At 53.0% G+C, this 18,358-nt stretch carries 18 protein-coding genes; 8 read left to right on the top strand and 10 right to left on the bottom strand.

What is annotated here, in order from left to right:
- The first annotated feature begins 77 nt into the window (after positions 1-77).
- The 4 genes from C5O23_RS03965 to C5O23_RS03950 all read left to right on the top strand — a co-directional run bounded on the left by C5O23_RS03965 (position 78) and on the right by C5O23_RS03950 (position 4,549).
- Positions 78-845 (top strand): ParA family protein, encoded by a 768-nt coding sequence (locus C5O23_RS03965; protein ID WP_107031671.1) that lies wholly within the window; start codon positions 78-80, stop codon positions 843-845.
- 16 nt (positions 846-861) lie between these two features.
- Entirely contained in the window at positions 862-1,743 is an 882-nt protein-coding gene (locus C5O23_RS03960) for a ParB/RepB/Spo0J family partition protein (RefSeq protein WP_107031670.1), read from the top strand.
- A gap of 75 nt (positions 1,744-1,818) precedes the next feature.
- The gene (locus C5O23_RS03955; RefSeq protein ID WP_161553549.1) at positions 1,819-2,721 is read left to right on the top strand and encodes a DUF5683 domain-containing protein; all 903 of its coding nucleotides are present in this window, start codon (positions 1,819-1,821) and stop codon (positions 2,719-2,721) included.
- 73 nt (positions 2,722-2,794) lie between these two features.
- Positions 2,795-4,549: a LysM peptidoglycan-binding domain-containing protein gene (locus tag C5O23_RS03950; protein WP_107031668.1), complete on the top strand. Its 1,755-nt coding sequence runs from the start codon at positions 2,795-2,797 to the stop codon at positions 4,547-4,549.
- A 161-nt stretch (positions 4,550-4,710) separates the two neighbouring features.
- On the opposite strand, the gene C5O23_RS03945 is transcribed toward C5O23_RS03950, so the two are convergent.
- From C5O23_RS03945 to C5O23_RS03905, 9 genes are all read right to left on the bottom strand, one after another.
- The gene (locus C5O23_RS03945) at positions 4,711-5,244 is read right to left on the bottom strand and encodes a 2-oxoacid:acceptor oxidoreductase family protein (protein ID WP_107031667.1); all 534 of its coding nucleotides are present in this window, start codon (positions 5,242-5,244) and stop codon (positions 4,711-4,713) included.
- Between the two features lie 32 nt (positions 5,245-5,276).
- Positions 5,277-6,050, bottom strand: coding sequence for a thiamine pyrophosphate-dependent enzyme (locus C5O23_RS03940; RefSeq protein WP_107031666.1), 774 nt, complete (start codon positions 6,048-6,050; stop codon positions 5,277-5,279).
- Between the two features lie 9 nt (positions 6,051-6,059).
- A complete protein-coding gene (locus C5O23_RS03935; RefSeq protein ID WP_107031665.1) occupies positions 6,060-7,142 on the bottom strand; it encodes a 3-methyl-2-oxobutanoate dehydrogenase subunit VorB in 1,083 nt (360 codons plus the stop codon).
- Between the two features lie 76 nt (positions 7,143-7,218).
- Positions 7,219-7,449 carry a 4Fe-4S binding protein gene (locus C5O23_RS03930; protein WP_107031664.1) on the bottom strand — a complete coding sequence of 77 codons (231 nt, stop codon included), beginning with the start codon at positions 7,447-7,449 and terminating at the stop codon, positions 7,219-7,221.
- Positions 7,450-7,650: 201 nt separating this feature from the next.
- Positions 7,651-8,292, bottom strand: coding sequence for a hypothetical protein (locus C5O23_RS03925; RefSeq protein WP_133166502.1), 642 nt, complete (start codon positions 8,290-8,292; stop codon positions 7,651-7,653).
- A gap of 40 nt (positions 8,293-8,332) precedes the next feature.
- Positions 8,333-8,998 carry an ABC transporter ATP-binding protein gene (locus tag C5O23_RS03920; protein WP_107031662.1) on the bottom strand — a complete coding sequence of 222 codons (666 nt, stop codon included), beginning with the start codon at positions 8,996-8,998 and terminating at the stop codon, positions 8,333-8,335.
- 47 nt (positions 8,999-9,045) lie between these two features.
- On the bottom strand, positions 9,046-10,026 hold the full coding sequence (gene pfkA / locus C5O23_RS03915; RefSeq protein WP_107031661.1) for a 6-phosphofructokinase: 981 nt from the start codon (positions 10,024-10,026) through the stop codon (positions 9,046-9,048).
- Between the two features lie 168 nt (positions 10,027-10,194).
- Positions 10,195-11,040, bottom strand: coding sequence for a peptidylprolyl isomerase (locus C5O23_RS03910; protein WP_107031660.1), 846 nt, complete (start codon positions 11,038-11,040; stop codon positions 10,195-10,197).
- Between the two features lie 84 nt (positions 11,041-11,124).
- Entirely contained in the window at positions 11,125-11,478 is a 354-nt protein-coding gene (locus C5O23_RS03905; protein ID WP_124075683.1) for a hypothetical protein, read from the bottom strand.
- Between the two features lie 232 nt (positions 11,479-11,710).
- On the opposite strand from C5O23_RS03905, the gene C5O23_RS03900 reads away from it, so the two are divergent.
- The 4 genes from C5O23_RS03900 (at position 11,711) to C5O23_RS03885 (ending at position 16,697) form a co-directional block, all read left to right on the top strand.
- Positions 11,711-12,637 carry a helix-turn-helix domain-containing protein gene (locus C5O23_RS03900; RefSeq protein ID WP_107031658.1) on the top strand — a complete coding sequence of 309 codons (927 nt, stop codon included), beginning with the start codon at positions 11,711-11,713 and terminating at the stop codon, positions 12,635-12,637.
- A gap of 92 nt (positions 12,638-12,729) precedes the next feature.
- Complete coding sequence (locus C5O23_RS03895; RefSeq protein ID WP_107031657.1) at positions 12,730-13,383, top strand: phosphatase PAP2 family protein; 654 nt, start codon at positions 12,730-12,732, stop codon at positions 13,381-13,383.
- Between the two features lie 73 nt (positions 13,384-13,456).
- Positions 13,457-15,067, top strand: coding sequence for a DUF4435 domain-containing protein (locus C5O23_RS03890; protein ID WP_107031656.1), 1,611 nt, complete (start codon positions 13,457-13,459; stop codon positions 15,065-15,067).
- A gap of 148 nt (positions 15,068-15,215) precedes the next feature.
- Positions 15,216-16,697 carry an AMP-binding protein gene (locus C5O23_RS03885; RefSeq protein ID WP_107031655.1) on the top strand — a complete coding sequence of 494 codons (1,482 nt, stop codon included), beginning with the start codon at positions 15,216-15,218 and terminating at the stop codon, positions 16,695-16,697.
- A 107-nt stretch (positions 16,698-16,804) separates the two neighbouring features.
- Here the strand turns inward: C5O23_RS03885 and C5O23_RS03880 are convergent, their stop codons facing one another.
- On the bottom strand, positions 16,805-18,118 hold the full coding sequence (locus C5O23_RS03880) for a mechanosensitive ion channel domain-containing protein (protein ID WP_107031654.1): 1,314 nt from the start codon (positions 18,116-18,118) through the stop codon (positions 16,805-16,807).
- Positions 18,119-18,358 lie beyond the last annotated feature (240 nt).

Raw genomic sequence — 18,358 nt, 5'->3', positions numbered from 1 at the left:
CACGATTTGATAGTAGAAAGGTCTAACGGACAGAGGAATTTTTGTTACTTTGCATCAGAAAAACCAATAAACGCCTTATGGGTAAAATAATAGCAATCGCCAATCAGAAAGGCGGCGTCGGAAAAACCACCACTACCATCAATCTGGCCGCGTCACTTGCGGCTGAGGGTAAGAAGACACTGATAATTGACGCCGATCCGCAGGCCAACGCAACATCGGGCTACGGGATAGACCCTAAGACTATGACCTCTTCGATCTACGAATGTCTGGTCGATGACTATCCGGTGGAGGGATCCCAAGTGGCCACCTGCTGCGAGGGGCTTGATCTTGTCGGGTCGCGCATCGACCTGGCAGGCGCTGAAATTGAGCTTATCAACAAGCCTGCGCGTGAAAATGTACTGAAAAAGGCAGTCGCTCCCGTCAAGGACAAGTATGACTACATACTGATCGACTGCTCTCCGTCGCTCGGACTTATAACGGTCAACGCACTGACCGCGGCAGACTCCGTGATCATTCCCGTGCAGGCTGAATATTTCGCACTGGAGGGAATCACCAAGCTTCTCAACACCATCCGTATCATCAAATCGAAACTCAATCCGCAGATCGAGATCGAAGGCTTTCTGCTGACCATGTATGACGCACGTCTGCGCCTGGCCAATCAGATCTATGAAGAACTGAAAGGCCACTTCGGCCCTATGGTCTTTGATACGGTGATTCCACGCAACATCCGTCTGAGCGAGGCGCCGAGCCACGGTCTGCCGGCTTTGCTCTACGATCCGATTTCACGCGGAGCTACCTCTCACGTGGCCCTTGCCCGCGAACTGATAGCAAAAAACAACCTCTAAATAATCACAGAATTCTATGCAGCCCAAACGCCCTGCCCTCGGCCGCGGTCTCGACTCGCTCATCGCAATGGATGATGCGCCCGCCCGCGGCACCTCGGCCATAAATGACATAGAGATCTCACGCATCTCTCCCAATCCCGATCAGCCGCGACGCCTTTTCGACGAAGAGGCCCTTGAGGAACTCTCGCGCTCCATCCGCGAACTTGGCATCATACAGCCCCTGTCGCTGCGCAAAACCGGACCTGACACTTATCAGATCATTGCCGGTGAGCGACGTTACCGCGCGGCGATGATGGCCGGACTGACTACCGTCCCTGCCTATATACGCACTGCGAATGACACAGAGCTGACCGAAATGGCGCTCATAGAGAATATACAGCGCGAAGATCTCAACGCCATAGAAATAGCCCTTACATTTAAAAAGCTGATCGATCAGTATAATCTCACCCAGGAGCGTCTGAGCGAGCGCATAGGCAAGAAGCGTACCACGATAGCCAACTTCCTGCGTCTGCTCCGCCTCCCGGCTGAAGTGCAGCTCGGTCTGCGCGACCGCCGGATTGACATGGGTCATGCCCGCGCTCTGCTTAGCATCGATGATCCGAAATTTCAGTTGCGTCTCTACAATGAGATCGTAAAACAGGGCCTTTCGGTGCGCCGTGTGGAGGAACTTGCAAAGAAATATCAGCAGGCGGCTCTCGAAGGCAAGAAGCCTGAGAATGACAACAGAAGATTTTCTAACAATGATTATGATATTTTAAAAGACCACCTCTCGCAGCGCTTCAGCACCCCTGTAAAGCTCACCTGCGACGCTTCCGGCAAAGGAAAAATCTCATTTTCTTTCCGCGATGAGGCTGAACTTGAAAGATTAATTGCTATCTTTGACACTGCAAAGCAGTAGCCGTCAGAAGCTATTGCCTGGAAATTACCGGGTAGACCTTGATATTTGCCTGGAACTCAGGACGATAAATCCAAAATGCAATTCGAAGCGGAAAAAGAACAACGAACAGCTGGAACCATATGGAGGGTTGCTGTCGGCATGATGTTGATCGTGCTGACATGCCCGTTTAACATTTTTTCTGAAAATATGCCGTCCGAAAGCTGTGTGGCTGATGCCGACTCGGTAGCTCCGGTTGTCACGGCTCCCTCGCGGAAGCCTGTAAGGCCGGAGCGGCGTCATACATCACCGATCTCAAATCTGCCTGACAGTTTTCCGGTAGGGAATCCGCAGACACCTCCGGTCATGGTGGTTCTTGACAGCCTTTCGGCCCAAGGTGATTCCGTCAGCATAGTTCCGCTTGACTCTGTCCCGGTTGTTGCCTCACCGCTGATAGCGGTGACCGACTCGATAGCCCGCGCTCCGGAGGAAAAGAAATTTACCTTTGTCCCTGACCCCACCAAAGCCGTCTGGATGTCAGCCCTGTTTCCTGGCCTTGGGCAGCTTTACAACCGCCGTTACTGGAAACTCCCCATAGTAGTAGGCGGATTCATGGGGCTTGGCTATGCCATGAACTGGAACAATACAATGCTGCGCGACTACACCCGCGCCTATTCCGATATCATGGACAATGACCCCTCGACCAAGAGCTACATGGACTTCTTCGCGCCGACCGTGCAGGAGTCTGATCTAAATAAAGAATGGCTGACCAATATACTGCGCCAGCGCAAGAACATGTATCGCCGTCAGCGTGACCTCTGTGTCATCTGCATGATAGGCGTATATCTTGTTGCGATGGTCGATGCCTATGTCGATGCGCAGCTTGCCCATTTCGACATCAGTCCGGACCTCAGTGTCGATATCGCTCCGGCACTGCTCCCCACCGAGACTCGCAAGAACGGTCTGCCCGGTCTCGGAGTCTGCTGGGCGGTCAATTTCTGACGCTGTCAGCCGGTCGATCATTTATGTAAAATAGTCCAAAACTCTCCCATAGATATATCTGTAAAGAAAAATAATGAATAAGTCAATCCTTGTCGCAGTATTTGCCGTCGGACTCAACGCCATGAGTGTCATGGGCGCTCAATCCATACTTGAGATAAAGAACTCGATTACCGATGACAATATAATAGCTCCTGAAAGCTTCGAGACGCAGACCCGTCTGCTTGAGGAGAATTTTTATCTGAAGAATTATGTGGTTCCGGGCATTGACCTCGGAGCGTCGCAGACCGCCACTCCCGCTGAATATGAGGAGAGGCTCAAGAGACTCCCGACCGAGATCGAGCTGCCCTACAACTCGATTGTAGGGAACTATATCAATATGTATCTCACCAAGCGCCGCTCGCTGGTGGCTGATATGCTTGCCCTCCACAGTTACTACGGTCCGATTTTCGTGGAAGAACTGCTGAAAGAGGGTATGCCTACCGAACTGCAGTATCTTCCGGTAATTGAATCGGCCATTAACCCCAACGCCGTTTCGCGCGCAGGAGCAGCAGGCCTGTGGCAGTTCATGCCCGCAACGGCCAAAGGGCTCGGAATGGAAGTCAACTCGCTGATCGACGAGCGCCGCGATGCCCGTCTGTCTTCTCGTAACGCCGCCCGTTATCTTAAACAGCTTTATGAGATCTACAATGACTGGTCGCTTGCCATAGCGGCCTACAACTGCGGTCCGGGTAACGTCAACAAGGCTCTGCGCCGTGCCGGAGGCGAAGGCAAGAAAGACTATTGGGAGATCTACAGCTATCTTCCTGCCGAAACCCGTGGATATGTGCCTGCCTTCATCGCCGCCAACTATGTGATGAATTACTACAACAAGCATGGCATCTCTCCGACTGTCATCAAGCGTCATCTGACCACTGACACCGTCCAGGTAAACAAATATATTCATTTCAACCAGATTGCTGCAGTGCTTAATATACCGGTCGACGAGATCCGTATGCTAAACCCGCAGTATCGCAAGGATATCATCCCCGGAGACTATCGCCCCTATCTTCTGACGCTCCCCACTCAGCAGTGTCTGAGCTACGTTATGAGCGAGAAGCGAATCGTCGACTATGACGCAGACCGCTATGCGCGTCGCAGCTATGTGGAGCCGGGCGAGAATTCCGAGCCGGAGATCGTGGCCGGAGACAACGGTGTGGCCAATCTTGCCCAGGCAAGCCGCCAGACAGCCAATGCCCAAACCAACAATGAGATTGCCCAGACCCAGATGTCGGAAAAGATGGTGGTGAAGACCCATGTGGTGACACGCGGAGAAAGCATCCGTGACATCGCGCGTCAGTATGGCGTCTCGGCTACAGACATCAAGCGCTGGAATCAGTTGCGCCGTGGCAAAGTCAAGGAGGGCGATAAGCTCAAGATCGAAGTGTTCGAGCGTGTGTCCCCGGAAAGCGTCAAGGTTGTAGCCGCCCCTGAAGTGGCTCAGGTCAGTGCCGAGACCCTGCGGGAATCTGCCGCTTCGTCCAATGCCGCAGCACCGGCCGCCACGTCGGCTTCTGCTGCAAAGAATGCCGCTCCCGCCAAATCTGCATCTGCTTCAAAAGCTGCGGCTTCAAAGCCTGCACCCAAAGCCGCCGCGACTCCGAAGGCCACCAGATATAAGGTGCGCAACGGTGACACACTGGAGAAAATTGCCCGCAAACACGGAACTACAGTCGCAGCCATTCAGTCGGCCAACGGACTTGGAAAAAGTACTAACATCCGCGCCGGACAGAGCCTGAAAATTCCGGCCAAGAAAGCAACGGCCAAGAAAAGAAGCCGCAGAAGAAGATAAGCAAGCGGACCTTTCCGTTAAAGAATCACCCAAAAAGTCAACCTCCACAGCCGTGATCCGCGGCATGTGGAGGTTGACTTTTTTCTCTTATAATGTTTTTTCGGTCTGAAGGAGCTGAGTTGTCAGGCAGAGGGAAAGAGCGAAGACGAATCTCTCTACTCTCAGACAAGTTCCATGCCCTTGAGTATGGCCTGCTTGTTGATGGGGAGCAGGTGGTGGTGTCGTTCGGGCAGAGTCTTCTTGAGGCCTTTCATGACGGCTTCTACCGGAAGCAGTCCGCGCACTTTCAGGAGCGAGCCGAGCAGCACCATGTTGTAGGCCTTGCTTGATGAAAGCTCGAATGTCGCTTCCATAGCTTCGACCGGATAGATGTTGATGTCTGTGCGGGTAGGCGCATGGTGTATGCTGTAGGGATCATAGATCAGAGTGCCGCCGGGTTTTACTTTCGACTCGAACTTGTCGAGGCTCTGCTGGTTGAGAATAACGGCTGTGTCATAGGTGTTGAGCACAGGGCTGCTGATCGGCTGATCGGAAAGAATTACAGTCACATTGGCTGTGCCTCCGCGCTGCTCAGGTCCGTAGGCTGGCATCCATGTGACCTCAAGATTGTCCATCAGCCCTGCATAGGCGAGGATTTTGCCCATTGACAGGACTCCTTGTCCGCCAAAACCTGCTATGATTATTTCTTCTTTCATCTCGTCTGTTATTTCGTTTCTTTAACGCTCTCTTATGGTTTGACAGTGCTGTCTTTGAGATCGCCTACGGGGTATTTGGCAAACATGTGTTCCTCCATCCATTGATTGGATTTGACGGGCGACATTTTCCATCCGGAACTGCAGGTGGATACGATTTCAACCACTGATGTCCCGAAGCCTGACATGGTGTTCTCGAAAGCTTTGCGGATGGCTTTCTTGGCCTTGCGCACAGCGGCAGCCGAGTGGACGCTCTGGCGGGTGACGTAGCATGTCCCGTCAAGCATGGCGAGAATCTCGGAGATTTTCAGCGGATAGCCGTTGAGTTCTACACGACGGCCGTAGGGGGTAGTCGATGTCACCTGACCTTCGAGGGTGGTGGGTGCCATCTGGCCTCCGGTCATGCCGTAGATGCCGTTGTTGATAAAAATTATGGCTATGTTCTCGCCACGGTTTGCTGCGTGGATTGTCTCGGCTGTGCCGATGGCCGCGAGGTCGCCGTCGCCCTGATAGGTGAACACCAGTCTGGACGGATTCAGGCGTTTGGCGGCGGTGGCGATTGCCGGTGCGCGTCCGTGGGCCGCTTCTATCCAGTCCACATCAATATAGTTGTAGGCCATTACGGCACAGCCGACGGGGGCAACGCCTATGGCTATCTCTTCGGCACCCATCTCTTCAATCACCTCTGCGATGAGCTTGTGGACAACTCCGTGGGAGCATCCGGGGCAGTAGTGCATGGTGTTGTCGTTGAGCAGACGGGGCTTGGTCTCGACTATGTTGGCGCTTTGTTTGATTTCTTCGGGAGTCATGACTGTCTCTTACTTTTCAATGATGTTCTTAAGGGCCCCAAGAACTTCGGAGGGGTCCATGACTATGCCGCCCATGCGGCCGAAATGGTGGACCGGGACACGGTCTTCGAGGCTCAGACGCACGTCTTCGATCATCTGTCCGGCGTTGAGTTCGACCACAAGGATTGATTTTACTTTTTTGCTGAGGCGTTTCACCTCGTCGTAGGGGAAAGGCCAGAGAGTGATTGGGCGGAGGATTCCGACTTTCAGTCCTTCGGCGCGGGCGTCTTCCATAGCTTTCTGGCAGATGCGGGCCACAGAGCCGAATGCCACTATCAGATAGTCGCAGTCTTCAGTGTCGTGTTCCTCGAAGCGGACCTCATTTTGTGCTATTCTGCGGTAGGTGTCCTGCAGGCGGAGATTGTTTTTCTCCATAGCCACCGGATCGAGTTCGAGGGTGGTCATGACGTTGGGCTTGCGCATTCCGCTTCGGCCTGTCACGGCCCAGGGACACTGGCAGGCTATCTCTTCATCGGTGCGGCGCGGGCGTTGCGGGGGAAGAACTACTTTCTCCATCATCTGACCGACTACTCCGTCGGCAAGCATCATGACGGGATTTCTGTATTTGAAAGCCAGGTCGAAACCGAGAGCTACGAAATCAGCCATCTCCTGCACTGAAGCCGGGGCGAGGACTATCAGATGGTAGTCGCCGTGGCCGCCTCCTTTTGTGGCCTGGAAATAGTCGGCCTGCGAGGGCTGGATTGTGCCGAGGCCGGGGCCTCCGCGCATACAGTTGATGATGAGGGCCGGAAGTTCGCCGGCGGCTATGTAGGAAATGCCTTCCTGCTTGAGGCTGACACCGGGGCTCGACGAGGAGGTCATGCAGGCCTTGCCTGTGGCGGCGCCTCCGTAGACCATATTGATGGCGGCTACTTCGCTTTCAGCCTGAAGCACCACCATGCCGGTGGTTTCCCAGGGCATCAGCTCTTCGAGAGTCTCAAGTATTTCGCTCTGAGGGGTGATAGGGTAGCCGAAATAGCCGTCCACTCCGTAGCGGATGGCTGCATGGGCCACTGCCTCATTGCCTTTCATTAGTCTGACTTCATCTTCCATATTGCGGAGCACTATTTTTTTCAGTGCCGTTTTTTTGTTTTGTTTTGAATGGATGGGGTGAGTTTTAAACAACCTCTTATTTCTCTACCACGCGGTAGACGGTTATGCAGCCGTCAGGACAGACGGTGGCACAGGCCGCGCAGCCTATACATTTTTCCGGTGCGACGTCGGCTGCGAAATGATAGCCTTTGTCGTTGACTTCATTCTGCTGCAGCGAGAGCACCTGACATGGACATGCCACAACACAGAGGTCGCATCCCTTGCAGCGTTCGCGGTTGATTTCTACAGCTCCTATAACTTTAGCCATGATGTTTTAGCGGTTAGTTGGGCGGTGAGGTGCGGTATAGAATGGACCCTCATCGTTGACATACTTATTCAACACAAATTTACATATAATTCTTTTTATAGGATCCATTTTAATTAAACTTTAACCTATTGCACACCTGCGAAAATGTTGCGCAAATGAATTAAAACGGCTTATAATAAAGAATTATCATAAGCCGCAGAGTTAAATATCTTTAACAAATGTAAATTCCTGTTGGTCGAGGTTGGTGTTGGCCACATGCAGTCTGATTCCTTTGGTCTGAGGCGAGTTCCAGACTCCGGCAATGTCGAAAGACGCGAAATAAGCACGGTCATGATAGTCTGTGGGCGAGGCCATTATGTGGACCAGATAGATGTCTGGATATTCGGTGCCGATGGTGGCGGGATCAGCCGCGAGCTGAAATAGTCGCGGTTCAGGATCATAGGTGAGCCGCACGTGGAAATTAAGATAGTTGCCGGTGCGCCATACGCTGTAGAGATACACTTTGTCGCGGTTCCAATTGTCAAACTCCTCTTTCCACTCAGTGGCCACCGGGCTTTGGTTGATGCGGGCGGCGCTGAGCAGCGTGATGTTGCCTGACGTGTAGGCTTCGCCGCTTTCGGGAATATAGCGGATGATCATGCGGGTTCCGGCCGTGGTTTCTGCGGGGAGCAGAGTGGGGGAGATGAGCGTGATCAGCGGACTGTCATCCACCTGCCTGAAAGTGAAGCGGCTGCCATCGCCTCCATCGGTACAGCCTTCATAGGTGACGAGATCCCACAGCTGCATCTCTACCGGGCCTTTGAATCCTGTTTCGTCAGAGCATGAGCAAGTTAGCGCAAGCATAATGAGCGCTAAGGCGAGAAGGCTGTATATGGGTCTGTTGTTATCGGGCACTGTCCTCAATGATGTTTCCGTCGTTCATTCTGATGACACGGTCTGAGCTCAGAGCCAGAGTGTCATCATGGGTGACTATGATGAATGTTTTGCCGGTGGCCTGCCTCAGGTCAAAGAAAAGCCGGTAGAGTTCGGCACGGTTATGGCTGTCGAGACTGCCGGTAGGTTCGTCGGCAAGAATTACTTTAGGGTCGTTGATGAGCGCGCGGGCCACTGCGGCGCGCTGGCGTTCGCCGCCTGAAAGCTGGGCCGGACGGTGGTCCAGGCGTGAGCCCAGTCCGAAGTCATTCAGCAGCTTGCGGGCATGGGCTATGGCCTCGCCACGGGCTGTGCCGCCTATGAGTGCCGGGAGCGCGACGTTTTCTTCAAGTGTGAATTCAGGAAGAAGCTGATGGAACTGGAACACGAAGCCCATGTTGCGGTTGCGGAAGGCGGCCAGACGCGAGTCTTTGAGGCGGGTTATGTCTTCTCCGTCAAAAATGACCGATCCGCTGTCCGGGCGTTCGAGACTGCCGATTATCTGCAGCAGGGTTGTCTTTCCGGCTCCGCTCGGCCCCACTATGGTCAGCATCTCGCCGTCGGCAATCGACAGCGAGACGCTTTTGAGCACCTGCAGTTTATCGAAACTTTTGCATATGTCGTTGACCTGGATCATCTGTGTGGGGGTCGGGCGCTGATGCGGTGTGGAATAATCTCTGAAAATCAGATGGAGAGACGGCGCAGAGTGTCGAGAAGTTCGCGATTGATGGGCTTGTCGTTTTTGATGGCCTTGGAGAAAGGCACATAGACAATCTCGTCGTTGCGGATGCCGATCATGACATTGCGCTGTTCTTCAAGAAGAGCGTCGATGGCGGCAGCGCCCATGCGCGATGCAAGGATGCGGTCACAGGCGGTTGGCGATCCGCCGCGCTGGAGGTGGCCGAGGATGGAGACTCGCACGTCATAGCCCGGATATTCGTTTTTCACACGTTCGGCCAGGCCCATCGCTCCGCCTGTCACCGGGCTTTCGGCCACGAGGACTATCGAGGAGTTTTTGCTCTTGCGGAAGCCGTTCTGTATGAGTTCGGCAAGCTGGTCGACCTCAGTGGATATTTCCGGAATGATGGCGGCTTCGGCTCCGGAGGCTATCGCGCCGTTTAGGGCGAGGAAGCCGGCGTCGCGGCCCATTACTTCGATGAAGAAGAGGCGTTCGTGGCTTGTGGCCGTGTCTCGGATCTTGTCGACACACTCCATGATGGTGTTCAGGGCTGTGTCATAACCGATTGTCGAGTCTGTGCCGTAGAGATCGTTGTCGATGGTTCCGGGGAGGCCGATGATGGGGAAGTTGAATTCGTTGGCGAAAATTCTGGCGCCGGTGAGCGATCCGTCACCGCCGATCACTACGAGAGCGTCGATTTCGTGGCGCTTGAGGTTGTCGTAGGCCAGCTGACGGCCTTCCGGGGTGGTGAATTCCTTGCAGCGGGCGGTTTTGAGAATGGTGCCGCCTGCCTGGATGATATTTGAGACGTTCTGAGTGTGGAACTCCTGGATCTCATCGGTGATGAGTCCGCGGTAGCCACGGTATATACCTTTGACCTTGAGACCTCCGTAGATGGCCGAGCGGGTTACGGCGCGGATTGCGGCGTTCATACCTGGGGCGTCACCTCCGGAGGTGAGAATGCCTACACATTTGATTTCTGCCATAACAGTTGAATCCGTATTAAAATTAATTTACCTTAGAAGTATTCTGAAGCGAAGTTTTTGAAATTTAAACAAACTTTTATTAAGAAAGTTATTTTTCCGAAAGCTGCTTCCTGATGCAAAGGTAGGGTTTAAATGCGAGAATAGTTCTGTCTGAAAGGTAAAAAAATGTCAAGGGAGTATCTTGGCAGAAATTACCTTCACATCTTCCAGCGGGCGGTCATAGCCGTCAGTCTCAACCTTTTGGATTTTGTCGACGGTGTCCATGCCCGAAATGACGCGGCCGAACACTGTGTAGGCGCCGTCGAGATGCGGTGTGCCGCCTTCACGCATATAAAGGTCGCGCTGTTCGGGGGTGAAGTAGGTCGAGTCATTGGCGGTGAGCCGTTCGGTCTCCACTGCCAGCTGCTCGCGCAGAGCTTCCAGTCCGGCCTGGTCGCGGTTGCGGCGCATGGCCATGATGCTGTCGCGGTGCTGCATCGAGAGGCTGTCAAACACTTCCTGTTTGTGGCGCATCACGGCTTTGTGTTCCATCTGGTCAAGCTGGGCGGGCGAGAATTTCTTGCCGGTGACAATGTAGAATTGTGAGCCTGATGATTTGCGCTCAGGGTTTGTGGCATCGCCTTCGCGGGCAGCGGCAAGCGCTCCGCGGTGGTGGAAGTGCTTGGGGAAGTCGATCTCTGCGTCAATTCTGTATGATGGGTCGCCGGCTCCGAGATGTTTGCCTTTCGGTGCATCTTTTGAGGTCGGGTCGCCCCCCTGGATCATGAAACTGTCAATGACGCGGTGGAACAGGAGGCCGTCATAGAAGCCTTCGTTGACGAGTTTGACGAAGTTTGCGGTGTGGAGAGGCGTGTCGCCGTAGAGCAGAAGGGTGATGTCGCCCATCGTTGTGTGGAGCAGTACTTTGACATCGCCCGGATTGGTCTGGAGATCGTTCATTTCAGTGTTCGGATTATGCGCTCTCAGGCCTATGCCCAGGACGAGAGCTATGACTATCGGTAGAATGTATTTCATGAATTATTGCCGCCTGTCACTGCGGTTTTGCTCCTGCGGCCTGGTTCAAAGATCGCGGCCTCAGGTCTGTTTTGAGGAGTGCTTTCAGATATTTTCTGTCGGGGTGATGCGCTTGTAGATGCGCCGGAAGTTGTCATCAGTCGCGTTCAGCTCTTCAGCGCGTGACTGATAGTCGGCTCCCCAGATAGAGGTTATCAGGTCAGGCAGATAGCGGCGTTCGCGGTCTTTCTCTATCGCGGTGGCTATGAGGCGGGAGATCACATCGGAGTAGTGCTTCCCGTCAATGGCATAGAGATAGCGGGCGGCTGATACAACAAACTGGCCGGTAGAATCGACGAGAATCATATTGTCGACCAACTCGTCCATGATTTCATCGCAGTGGCCTATGTGGTTGGCGATATACTCATATGTCAGGAGACCGTCCTGGTCCTGTGACAACTGTTTTTTTAAATCCTGATCCATCATGGTTGCGTAAGATGTGAAAATTTGTGCAAAAGTACTAACATTCGCTTAATTATCCAAATTGCAAATGTCTTATTGGTAAAAAGGTCTATGTTTTTGCTCTAAACGGACAAATTTGATGTGCTTTGGTGGTTGATTTGGATTAAAAGTGATAATTTTGCCGATAATTGCGGTGAGAACACCGTTTACTCGTTTTTGAAAATTTAATATGGGCAAGACTGTAAATCTGACACAGCTGAAATCGCTTGAAAAATTCGTCACTGAATTTTCGAATCTCAGTGATGACTATGTGTTCACACGTCTGACCGAGTCGAACCGCACACCGTTGCTGATATCGGATACCGGGCCGGTCAGATTTGACGGCATGTCGTGGTTTCTCTGTTTTGGCGGATGCCTTGACTTTGAAGTGAATCTGACGCCGGCTTCCCTGACCCCAAATTCAGTAGGAGTGACGCGGCCGGGGTCTTTTATCGAGGTCAAGAATATCGACTGGTCCGGCCTGGATTGCTATATGCTCTTTGTGTCAAGTGATTTTATCCGTGACATCAACTTTGATCTGAACATCCTCGGATCTTTGGCGCCTATGGGCGAGAGAGGGCTTAAGGAGAATCCGGTCATAACGATTCTGCCTGAGGAAGCCACTCTGCTGAGAGCCTATTTCGAGATACTGAACCATAACACGCATAGTATTCATGATACAGACAGCACCTACGGCAAGTCAATAGCCAGGTGTGTGATAGCGGCGCTGACTTATCAGCTGATACAGATTGTCAGCCGCAGGATTCCGGCAGACTCCGGTGACCGGCCTAAGTCGAGGAGAATGACTTATGTGCACGAGTTCATACAGCTGGTGCATGAGTATCACCGCAGCGAGCGGACGGTAGCTTTCTATGCCGACAAACTTTTTATATCTCCGAAATACCTTTCGCTGATCATCAAGGAGACTCTTGGGCGTTCGGCTGCTGAAATCATTGATGACTACGTGATACTTGAAGCCAAGAATCTGCTGCGTTTCTCAGGGAAGAATATCCAGCAGGTAAGCTATGAGCTAAACTTTCCGAACCAGTCTTCTTTCGGGAAGTATTTCAAGCATCTGACCGGATTTTCTCCGTCGGAATACCAGCGTTCGGTCTGAAATGTCAGGCAGTCATTTTCGGATCTCGCTGGATAATGAGGTTGTTATCAAGCAACTTCTAATTAGTGGAATAATAAAAAATAGTGTATAAATTGAAGAAAATCGGATTGGTCATAATATCCGTGTGGCTGGCCGTGTGCAATGCCGTGGCCGCAGACCGTGGTTCGCGTCTGGTCAGCAAAGCGAAAGACACAGAGATTGATTGTCTGCAATATCTTCCGATGGTTTTCCCGGAGGCTATGAAACTCTGCGGACAGCCCTCGCGTTCCAGCTGGGGCCGCCTCGCGGTTTCGCAAGGCTTCTCGGTGATACTGATGGCCGGAACTGTCTACTCTCTGAAGCATATGGCAGGGAAGCGGCGTCCCGACCGTTCCGACTGCCGCTCCTTCCCGTCAGGCCATTCCGCCTGGGCCTTTGCTGGGGCTACGGTAATTGCCAGGGAGTTCGGCTGGCGTTCGGCATGGTATCCTGTCGGGGCTTATGCCTTTGCGGCTGGGATAGCCATAGAACGTATAGCAGTAAGACGCCACTCGGCGTTGGATGTGGCCGCAGGAGCACTTACAGGGGTGGCTATGACCGAGCTGGGCTATTTTCTCGCAGACCGCATCTATGGCGGGCGCGGACTGAGTGAGAAGTATCGGCTCAGCGTCAGTCCGGCGGCTCTGCAGGTCCCTGCGGGCTGTGCGGGTCAGGGTCGCGATGCCATTGCCGTGGCTCCGGGTGTGATATTTAGTCTGGAGTTTTGATTATTACCTAAACAATGCGTATATTTGTTATTGATATAGCGGCGTGCATAAAAGCCGTGCTATGACATAGGTTATGAAACTTACTCTTCCTCCCCGCATTTCCGGTCGGCCACTTGAAGTCGATACGTCAGAAAACCGCCAGTTGATCATCATCGGAGCCAACGGATCCGGAAAAACCCGCTTTGCCAACCGGATGATGGCAGATCTCGGTGCGGCAGCGTTCAGAATGTCAGCCCTCAAAGCGCTTTATGGCAAGGATGAGGAAGATCTGACACCCGGATCTATTGACTCGCTCTACCGCGAGGCTACAGGTGGCGGATCGACTTTCATACGCAATGACATAAAGGGCGAGTTCGACCGCATGCTCGCTCTGATGCTCAACGAGGAGATGCTGAATCTTGTGGCGTTCAAATACAGTAATTACAGACGTAATGAAGTCTCGGAGCATAAGGGTGGAAAAGGTGGCAGGGAGAGCAAAATGCCCGTCACGCGGCTTGACCGTATGGTGAGGCTCTGGCAGCGGGTTTTCCCCGGCAACAAAGTGCTGATAGAAAGCGGCAGAATGATTTTCGGCAGCGAGAGGTCGGATGACACCTACTCATCGTCCAAACTTTCGGCAGGCGAAAGAGCCGTGCTATATTATATAGGTGCCGCGATGTTCGCGCCACAGGGAGCCACGATATTCGTCGAATCGCCTGACATGCTGCTGCATCCGTCGTCGATCCGTTCGTTGTGGGACCGCATCGAGGAGATGAGGCGTGACTGCTCGTTTGTCTACATCACCCATGATCTGTCCTTTGCCTCTACCCGTGGTGACGGTGTGACCGTATGGGTCAAGAGCTGCGCTCCCTCGCTGGAGCAGTGGGACTATGATATCATGACATCGGCTGACGGACTTAACGATGAGGTGTATCTTGCCATTCTTGGAGCGCGCAAGCCGGTGCTTTTCATTGAAGGTGATGGCGTTAATTCGATAGATGCCAAGCTGTATCCGCTCATTTTCGAGGAATATACCGTGAAATCGCTCGGCGGATGCGACCGGGTGATCGAGTCGACCAGAACATTCAACAGTCTGCGGGCCTTTCATAATCTCGACGCATTCGGCATTGTGGACCGCGATCGCCGCAACGAGGCGGAAGTCAACTATCTGCGCGGGAAGAAAATCCTTGTGCCGGAAGTTGCCGAGATAGAGAATATCTTTATGCTTGAAGCCGTGATCAAGGCTGTGGCAAGACATTTCCACCGTGATCAGAACGAGGCTTTCGCGAAGGTCAAAAAGTCGATCATGCGCCTGTTTGAAACAGATCTGCGGCAGCAGGCGCTGATGCACACACGCCATCAGGTCAAAAAGACCGTGGAGCACCGTATCGACGGGCGCTTCGCCAACATCGGCAAGCTTGAAGAGCATATCAATGACCTCTGCCAGTCAATCAATCCGCGTGGCATCTACGAGGAATACTGCCGTGATTTCCGCCGCTATGTGGCGCAGGGCGATTATGCGGCAGTGCTCAAGGTCTACAACCGCAAGACCATGATTTCGGAGAGCCATGTGGCGCGGGCATGCGGTCTGCGCCGCGATGACAAAGACACATATATCAGGGCCATACTCTCGATCCTGAAAGAAAATCGAGATCCGGCTTCGACTATCCGTGAGGCCATAAGAGGCGTTTTCGGGATAGAATGACGCTTTAGGATTTCCTTTGCATATAATCACATCCTTTTAACAGATCCGGCATAAACTTATTGCGGGATCAGACCGTTATTCATGTATCAACCGTCATATTATAAGGTGGTTACAGTTTTTTATATGTATAACAAAAGGATGTAATATTATGGAATCGACGATTTACTCACGCTTCAAAGAGCTCGTCAAAAATGACCCGGATCATCCTGCAGTCATCGACGAACGCTCCTGTGTCAATTATGCAGGTCTTGACCGTTTGGTCGACAGCCTGATTTCACGTTTTCCCTCTTTCATTCCGGCGCGAGTCGGGATTGTGATGGATCACAGTGTGGAGATGATAGGGTCCATCCTTGCCGTCATAAAATCAGGCGCCGCTTTTGTGGCTGTCGAACCGGATTTTCCGCCCGAACGTCTGACCACATTTCTCATTGAGAACGGCGTGGACTTTGTGATCACGCAGGAAAAGTATGCCGGGCTTGTCAGAGACTTCACCCGTCTGATCATTACCAGCGAGGTCTTCATTGATCCGGCGCTCCACCCGCTGCCTGACCGTTCGCAGGCCAACCGCCCGGCATATATAATGTACACTTCCACACCTGACGGTTTTCCGCTCGGAGTGGCCGTGGGCAACAGTCAGGTCATTCATTTCGCCGAGGCTTTCAGGCGCACATATAATATAAGCGGTGACGATATTCTGCTACAGTTCTCGGCCTGCATCATGAACATCTTTATTCAGGAGGTGTTCGGTGCGCTCCTCAACGGTGCCGCTCTTGCCATACCGTCGGCCTCTACACGCAATAATCTTGAAGCTCTTGTGAGGTTTATAGACAGTCAGTATGTCACCGTCATCAGCGGATTCCCTTATCTGATGATGGAGCTTGACAATCTGGAGGCTTTGCCGATGACAGTGCGTCTGCTCATCAGCGGAGGCGATGTGCTCCACGCCGCCTCTGTCAGTCATCTGCTCGAACAGGTGACGGTCTACAATACCTATGGGCCGGCTGAGGCCACAGTGAGTGTCACTTGCTGTTGTTGCACACCGGACAGTGTGCTTCCTGACGGATCTTTCCCTATCGGCAAGCCGATGAACGGCACAGATGTGATGATTCTCGATGATGACCTGCGGGAGGTAGCTCCGGGGGCTGAAGGTGAGATCTGTCTCATAGGTGACGGTCTGGCCGACTATTATACCGGTGACCATCGCGGCGATCTTCAACCGTTTGCCGTGATCAGCGATGGCAGGCGAGTGTTTCGCACCGGCGATATAGGCCGTCAGCTTCCCGATGGAAATTACGCTTATCTGCGCCACAAGGACAGTGAGGTCAACATACTCGGAAAGAGGGTTGTCACCGGCGAGGTGGAACGTGCCATGAAGAAGAGCGATGAAGTGGATGACTGCGTGGTGGTCCACTATGTAGATGAGCAGGGTGCGGCCTATCTTGTGGCTTATGTGGTTCCGAAGAGCCGTTCGTTCCGCCTGTCATGGGTGAAAAACCGTATGGCACAATATCTGCCGTCATATATGATTCCGGAATTCTTCGTGCTGCTTAAAGCTCTGCCTACCGATGCGGCCGGAGCAGTCAATCCCAAGGCTCTACCGGTTGTGCTCAAAGACGGCAAGGCTGTCTGACAGACCGCAGTGCCGTCGCTGAAGAGTGACGGATTGTGACAAAACAACATCGGAAGCACCTCCATGACGGAGGTGCTTCCGATGTTGTTTGTGGCATGGGCTGTGGATCACTTCTGTGATGCCGGTGCCGGATCTGCTGACTGCTGCTGACGGACGAGATTGACGGTTGTGACGTCTGTGCCTGAGGGATCGTTGAATAGACGCAGTCCGAAGTTCTGGGCTGTGACGGCAACGTGTTCGATCACGGCGCTCTGTATGGCTTCATAGGCGGTCCATTTGGTGGTGGCGGTGAAGCAGTAGATCTGAAGCGGGATGCCTTCGCCTGTAGGGTCCATCACGCGGACGAGTATCTGCTGGTCGCTGACAATTGCGGGGTTGTTGAGCAGCCACTGGCACAGATAGGCCCGGAAAAGTCCGAGGTTTGTAGAGTCGGTGCCGTTGACAACGGCTATGCCCGGATTGTAGTCGGGATGGCCGAGGTCACGGAGGTGGCTGATGTAGGCTTTGATGATAGGGTATCTGGCCGAGATGGCATCGACCATTTCAGGTGTAGTGGCCGTGATGGTGTCGGAGTCGATGATCACAGAGCGGGCTATGCGCCGGCAGCCGCTGTCAGCCATTCCGCGCCAGTTCTGGAAGGAGGTAGATATGAGTGTGTAGGGCGGGAGGGTCACAATGGTGTTGTCGAAATTCTGCACTTTGACGGCGGTCAGAGAGACGTCTGTCACAATGCCGTTGGCGATTGTGGACGGCACTACGATCCAGTCGCCTACACGCAGCATGTCGTTCTGCGAGAGTTGCAGTCCGGCCACGAGTCCGAGAATGCTGTCTTTGAACACAAGCATCAGTACCGCCGCGAAAGCTCCGAGGCCAGTGAGGAGGTTGGCCGGCGATTTGTTGACAATTATGGCCACACTGATTATCAGGGCTATGAACCATAGGATGCCGATAATGGTGTCGAGGATGCCTTTGATGGGCAGGTTTTTGCTGTTGCGGGTTTCATCGAAACGCAGCCAGACGAAAGATGTTACCGAGCAGATGGCCCGGCAGACCACAATGGTGGTGTAGACAAGCAGAATTCTGAACACGACGGTGCGCAGCAGCGAGTCTTCGGTAAATGCGAATGGCAGCAGCGGGAGCATTACCAGCGGAGGGATTATGTGGCTGCAGTGTATCAGCACTTTGTGCTGCACGAGTTCCTTGCCGAGTGTGTTGTGACGCAGCATTACGAATTTTCTTACGGCAAGGAGTATCAGAGTACGTATGATCCAGCCGAGACAGATGGCTATTCCGGCCACGATGATGATGTAGATCACTTCTTCAGCGGTTTTGTCTTTTTCCAGACCGATGAGATCCAGCAGCCTGTGGATATGGATGAGCAGCCATCCGGCCACCTGGTTTGAGGGTATAAGAGCTAACATTTTGTTGAACAGTTGATTGACGTGAATGAAAGGCCTGTGATTCACAGAGCCTCCCGGATATTTAGAGTTTATTTTTAAACAACCTCTTATCTATATGTTTTAAACGCTATTCACGCAGTCAAGGTTTAGGCGCAAAAAATAGACACAGTTTTCAGATGCCGCCGGTGTGGATTGCGGTCTGAAAACTGTGTCGGGAAAGCTCTTGAGTGTTTAACCCTGCGGCGGTGCAGGAAGCATTAG

Origin of the sequence: Duncaniella muris, assembly GCF_003024805.1 — a bacterium.
Lineage (GTDB): Bacteria > Bacteroidota > Bacteroidia > Bacteroidales > Muribaculaceae > Duncaniella > Duncaniella muris.
This window is presented reverse-complemented; position numbering and strand designations above follow the sequence as displayed.